Genomic DNA, 5,626 nt, shown 5'->3' on the forward strand with positions numbered 1-5,626 from the left:
CTTCTCGATGACGTAGCCGCGTCGGCAGTGCCCGGCCTCTTCGAAACCGGCGAGGATGCGGTACACCTGTGCGAATCCGCCGGGGACGCCCTCGGACTGCACCGCCCCGCGCGTGACCACGCCGTATCGATCGAGCAACAGGCTCGCCGTGGCGGTCGCCCGAGCCGCGGCATCCGGTTCGCGCTCCGGAAGCAACGACCAGCGGCCCCCGAGCGAAGGCGGTCGCGGAGCTGCCGTCGGCCGGGGGAGCGTCGCCCCGCGGTACATGCGCGCGCGGGGCGCACGCCGAGCGACCCGGTGCGCCTGGCCGCCACCGCCGAGCAACGACCGCACCGGGGCGAACGTGTCGTTCGTGACGCGACCCGCCCACGTGAGCGCCCACAGGGCGTCGTTGACGGACTGCTCGTTCTCGGCGCTCACCAGTGGCGTCAGCTGCGCGGCGAAATAGGCCCCGCCGCCCGCGAGCGCCCCGAGCAGACGCGCCTCGAGCGAGTCCGGTGCGGGATCGGTCGGATCGTCGGGGTCTTGAAGGGTGAACGGCGCGGCTTCGGCGGGGTGCAGGGCGATCCACCCGTCGCGTCCGGGCAGAGTGCCATGACCAGACCAGACCACTTCTCCCGTGGCCGTCAGTTCGTCGAGGAGGGCCGGGGTGTAGTCGGCCACGCGAGAGGGCAGGACGAGCGATTCCCACGCGCTCGCCGGGATGGGCACTCCCGCGAGCTGCTCGACGACGGCGAGGACCCCGTCGACACCCTCCAGCGGCCGGGTGAGGTGCTGCCAGACCGGGAGGAATCGGGCGTATGCGACGGGCGGCACCGGTTCGACGCTGCCGCGGATCGCGGCGAGCGAGCGCATCCGCAGTCGGCGGAGCACTTCGGTGTCGCACCACTCGGTGTCGTCGCCGCGTCCGCCGGTGGCCTCGGGCAGGAAGAAGCCGCTCGACAGTCGTCCCTGCGACTCGAGCCGCTGCAGCGTGAGCCGCGCGACGGCGACGCCCACGCCCAGGCGCTCGGCCACCGCATCGGTCGTGAACGGACCGTGCGTGCGGGCGAATCGGGCGACGAGATCGCCGAGCGGATCGGCGAGCGGCTCGAGGAAGGCGTTCGGGATGCCGACCGGCAGCGCCGCACCGAGCGCATCGCGCAGGCGCCCGGCGTCTTCGATGCCCGCCACGCGGGACACGCCCGCGATCGTGACGGGGATGGCCCGCCTCTCGTCGACGAGGGTCTTCAGGTGCGCGGACGCCTCGGCGGCGGCATCCGTCTCGGCATCCAGGCGCACGGCGACCTCGGCCGCGTCGAGGGGGCCGAGCAGTCGCAGCAGGTCGGCGACCCCCTCGACGCCGCGGGCGCGGCGTTCGGGATCGAGGCGCTGCGCCTCGCGCTCGAACTGCGCGATCACGTCGGGGTCGAGGAGCTCGCGCATCTCGACCTTGCCGAGCAGTTCGCTCAGCAGGGCCGGGTCGACCGAGAGGGCCGCGGCTCGACGCTCGGCGAGGGGGGAGTCGCCCTCGTACATGAAGGCGCCGACGTAGCCGAAGAGCAGGTCGCGGGCGTAGGGGGAGGGCTGGCTCGTCGTCGTCTCGACGAGTCGGATGCGCCGTTCGCCGATCTGCCGGGCCACCCGCAGCAGCGCGGGGAGGTCGTAGACGTCCTGCAGCACCTCGCGCAGCGTCTCGAGGATGATCGGGAACGACGGATGCCGCCGCGCCACCTCGAGCAGCTGCGCCGAACGCTGGCGCTGCTGCCACAACGGCGAGCGGCGGTTGGGGTTCAAGCGCGGCAGCAGCAGAGCGCGGGCGGCGCACTCGCGGAAGCGCGAGGCGAACAACGCCGACCCGCCGACCTCGTCGGTGACGATCTGTTCGAGCTCGTCGGGTTCGAAGACGAAGAGGTCGGCACCGGGCGGTTCGGCCGCGGCATCCGGGACCCGCGCGATGATGCCGTCGTCACTGGCGACCGCCGCCCCCTCGACGCCGAGACGTTCGCGGATACGCGCGTTGACGGCCAGTGCCCACGGGGAGTGCACCTGCATGCCGTACGGGGAATGCAGGATGATGCGCCAGTCGCCCACCTCGTCGCGGCTGCGCTCGACCGTCAGCGTGCGGTCGGTGGGGAGGGTGCCGGTGGCTTCGCGCTGCTCGGCGAGGTAGGCGAGCAGGTTGGTGATCGCGTTGTCGTCGAGACCCGACTCGCGCAGTCGCTCCTCGGCCTTGCCGCGTTCGGCGCCGGCCAGATCGCGCGAGAACTTGCCCAGTGCCTCGCCGAGTTCGGCGGGCCGGCCGATGCCGTCGCCGTGCCAGAACGGCAGCTTGCCGGGCTGCCCGAAGGCCGGCACGACGTTGACGCGGTCGTGCGTGATCTCGACGATGCGCCAGCTCGTCGTGCCGAGGGTGAAGACGTCGTTGACGCGCGACTCGTAGACCATCTCTTCGTCGAGCTCGCCGACGCGGGCGTTCTGCGACTCGCCCGCGACGAACACCCCGAACAATCCGCGGTCGGGGATCGTGCCGCCGCTGGTCACGGCGACCCGCTGTGCGCCCGGACGGCCGGTGAGCGTGCCCGCGTCGCGATCCCACACCAGGCGCGGGCGCAGCTCGGCGAACTCGTCGGACGGGTAGCGCCCGGCGAGCAGATCCAGCGTCGCTTCGTACGCCGAGCGGGGGAGCGAACGGAACGGCGCACTGCGCTTGACCGTCTCGAACCACTCCTCGACGTCGATGGCTCCCAGCGCCGAGGCCGCGACGGTCTGCTGCGCGAGGATGTCGAGCGGGTTCTGCGGCACCGAGATGGCCTCGATGCGCCCCGACAGCATCCGCTCGGTGACGACGGCGGTGTGCAGGACATCGCTGCGGTGCTTCGGGAACAGGGCGGCGCGGCTCACCTCGCCGACCTGGTGCCCCGCACGTCCGACGCGCTGGAGACCGGATGCCGCGCTCGGCGGTGCCTCGACCTGGATCACGAGGTCGACCGACCCCATGTCGATACCGAGCTCGAGGCTGCTCGTGGCGACGACGCAGCGCAGGGCGCCGGACTTCAGCTCGTCTTCTACTTGCGCCCGCTGCTCTTTCGAGACCGAACCGTGGTGGGCCTTGGCCAGGATCGCGGCCACCCCCGCCGACGAGCCCGCCTGGGCCATCATGGCGGCCGGCACGGTCGGCTCGGGGACGTCGATGCCCTGTCTCTCGGCGTAGATCTCGTTGAGGCGGCCGGTGAGCCGTTCGGCCAGGCGCCGGGAGTTGGCGAACACGATCGTCGAACGGCGCTGGAGGATGCGGTCGACGATCGCCTCCTCGACGTGCGGCCAGACCGACCCCGACATCTCGGTGCTCTCGGGGCGCTCCGAGAACCACTCGCCGTCGACGGCGTCGTCGGGGGCCGGAGCGCCGGGCGGGGGCGGCGGGTTGAGCATGTCGTCGACGGGGACCACCACCGACAGATCGAACGCCTTCGTCGCCTTCGGCGCCACGATGTCGACCGGCTGCGCGCCGCCGAGGAAGCGCGCGACCTCGTCGATCGGCCGCACCGTGGCGGAGAGACCGATGCGCTGCGCGGGAGCGTCGAGCAGCGCGTCCAGCCGCTCGAGGCTCACCGCCAGATGCGCGCCGCGCTTGGTTGCGGCGACCGCGTGGACCTCGTCGATGATCACGGTGTGCACACCGCGCAACGTCTCGGCCGCCTGGCTCGTGAGCATGAGGTAGAGCGACTCGGGAGTCGTGATGAGGATGTCGGGTGGGTCGGTGACCAGCTTGCGGCGGTCGCTCGAACTCGTGTCACCGGACCGCACTCCCACGGTCACGGTGGGGACCTCGATGCCCAGGCGCCGGGCCGACTGACCGATGCCGACCAGCGGCGAGCGGAGGTTGCGCTCCACGTCGACGCCGAGGGCCTTGAGCGGAGAGATGTAGAGGATGCGGGTCCGGGAGGTGTTCGCGGGCTTCTTGACCGCGCCCCGGCCGCGGCGCGGGGGCGCGGCATCCGCCCCCTCGGGCGCCTTCTCGCGGAACACCCGGTCGATCGCGAAGAGGAAGGCCGAGAGCGTCTTGCCCGAGCCGGTCGGAGCGACGACGAGGGCGTTGCGACCGGAGGCCACCGACTCCCACGCGCCCTTCTGCGCGGTCGTGGGCGCCGCGAACGCACCACGGAACCAGTCCTGCGTCGCAGGACCGAATCTGTCGAGTACGTCGGCCATGCCGACATCTTCTCCCGGACCTCCGACATCGGGTCGGGGTTGACGTTCGCTGGCCGCGGAACGCCGGGTGGATCAGACGTCGGCGGTGCCGCCGGCCAGGCGCGCGTCGAGGAACGCGCGGACATCGGCGAGTTCTTCCTCGGAGACGGAGTGCGTCAGACCCGGGTAGACCCGGCCGGTCAGGTCGCTGTGCGCGGGCAGCCACTGCGCGGTCATGTCGATCAGGTGCGGCGGGATGACATCGTCGCGCGACCCCCGCCCCCAGAACACCGGGGGGCGTCGCTCGGCCAGAACGATGTCGCCGGGGAGTTCGCCGCCCGCGGCGTAGCCGGCGAGGACGACGGCGAACGACACCGCGTCCGGAGCGACGCGCAGGGTCTGGACCGCAACCGCCCCACCCTGCGAGAAGCCGAGGAGCCCGACCGGGCGGTCGCTGAGGGTGTCGGCGATCCACGCGAGCAGCGACTCGGCCGCGACGGTGATGGCGGCGGGATCGCGACCGTTCAGGCCCTCGATCGGGTACCACGAGGCGCCGGGCGTCGGCCAGGGCGGCGTGAGCGGGGCGCGCACGCTCGCGATCGCGAAGGCGTCGGGCAGGTAGGGCGCGAGGCCGAACAGATCGTGCTCGTCGGCCGCGTACCCGTGCAGCAGGAGGAGCACGGGACGGTCGCCGATCTCGGCCGGTGGCACCGACCAGCGGACGACGGAGGGATCGAGGATCGGGCGCTCGGTCATGCCGCCCATTGTGGCAAAGACCTCCGACACAGCCAGCGCCCCGGGCGGTCGCGCGTGCCCGCCCCGGTCGCGGCCGGGCCAGCGGCGCGGTGCCGAGCCACGGCATCCGCCCGCAAACGTGGGCATCCGGGCGGTCGGTTGATATACAGGGAACATGCCCGTGCGCACCCCCGACCCCGAACCCGGTGACAACGGCGACGACCGCGACTCGCTGTCGACGCCCTTCTCGGGCGCGCCCGCCGCCCCCAACTCGAACCCGGGCTGGCTCAGCGAGGTCGAACTCGCCGAGGCGCGACGGCGTCTTCCGATGCTGTACGTCGAGGCGCTGCCGGTACGCACCGACGGGATGGGTGCCGTGACCCAGGTCGGCATCCTGCTGCGGGCGACCCCGCTCGGCGAGATGACGCGCACGCTCGTCTCCGGACGCGTGCGCTACGGCGAGACCGTGCGCGATGCGCTCTTCCGCCACGTCGAGAACGACCTCGGACCCATGGCCTTCCCCCTGCTGCCCCCGCAGCCGGCGCCCTTCACCGTCGCGGAGTACTTCCCGCTTCCGGGCATGAGCGCCTTCCACGACGATCGGCAGCACGCCGGCTCGCTCGCCTTCGTCGTGCCCGTCACCGGCACGTGCGAGCCCCGCCAGGACGCCCTCGAGGTCACGTGGCTCTCGCCCGAGGAAGCGGCATCCGATGCCCTCTCG

The 5,626-nt window shown here is 72.5% G+C and carries 3 protein-coding genes; 1 reads left to right on the top strand and 2 read right to left on the bottom strand.

Translation table 11 applies throughout. From position 1 onward, the window contains the following. Positions 1-4,191 (bottom strand): ATP-dependent helicase (locus LQV45_RS16410; protein ID WP_230007944.1); only part of this gene is annotated, 4,191 nt, incomplete at its 3' end. Positions 4,192-4,263: 72 nt separating this feature from the next. Then, the gene (locus LQV45_RS16415) at positions 4,264-4,926 is read right to left on the bottom strand and encodes an alpha/beta hydrolase (protein ID WP_230007945.1); all 663 of its coding nucleotides are present in this window, start codon (positions 4,924-4,926) and stop codon (positions 4,264-4,266) included. 154 nt (positions 4,927-5,080) lie between these two features. On the opposite strand from LQV45_RS16415, the gene LQV45_RS16420 reads away from it, so the two are divergent. After that, on the top strand, positions 5,081-5,626 hold a 546-nt coding region (locus LQV45_RS16420), incomplete at its 3' end, for a DUF4916 domain-containing protein (protein ID WP_230007946.1).

The sequence above is a fragment of the Microbacterium sp. Bi128 genome, assembly GCF_918698205.1.

What these genes read in the sequence shown, in the direction of transcription:
- LQV45_RS16415 (WP_230007945.1), bottom strand. Translation starts at nt 4,926, where the DNA reads ATGACCGAGCGCCCGATCCTCGATCCCTCCGTCGTCCGCTGGTCGGTG.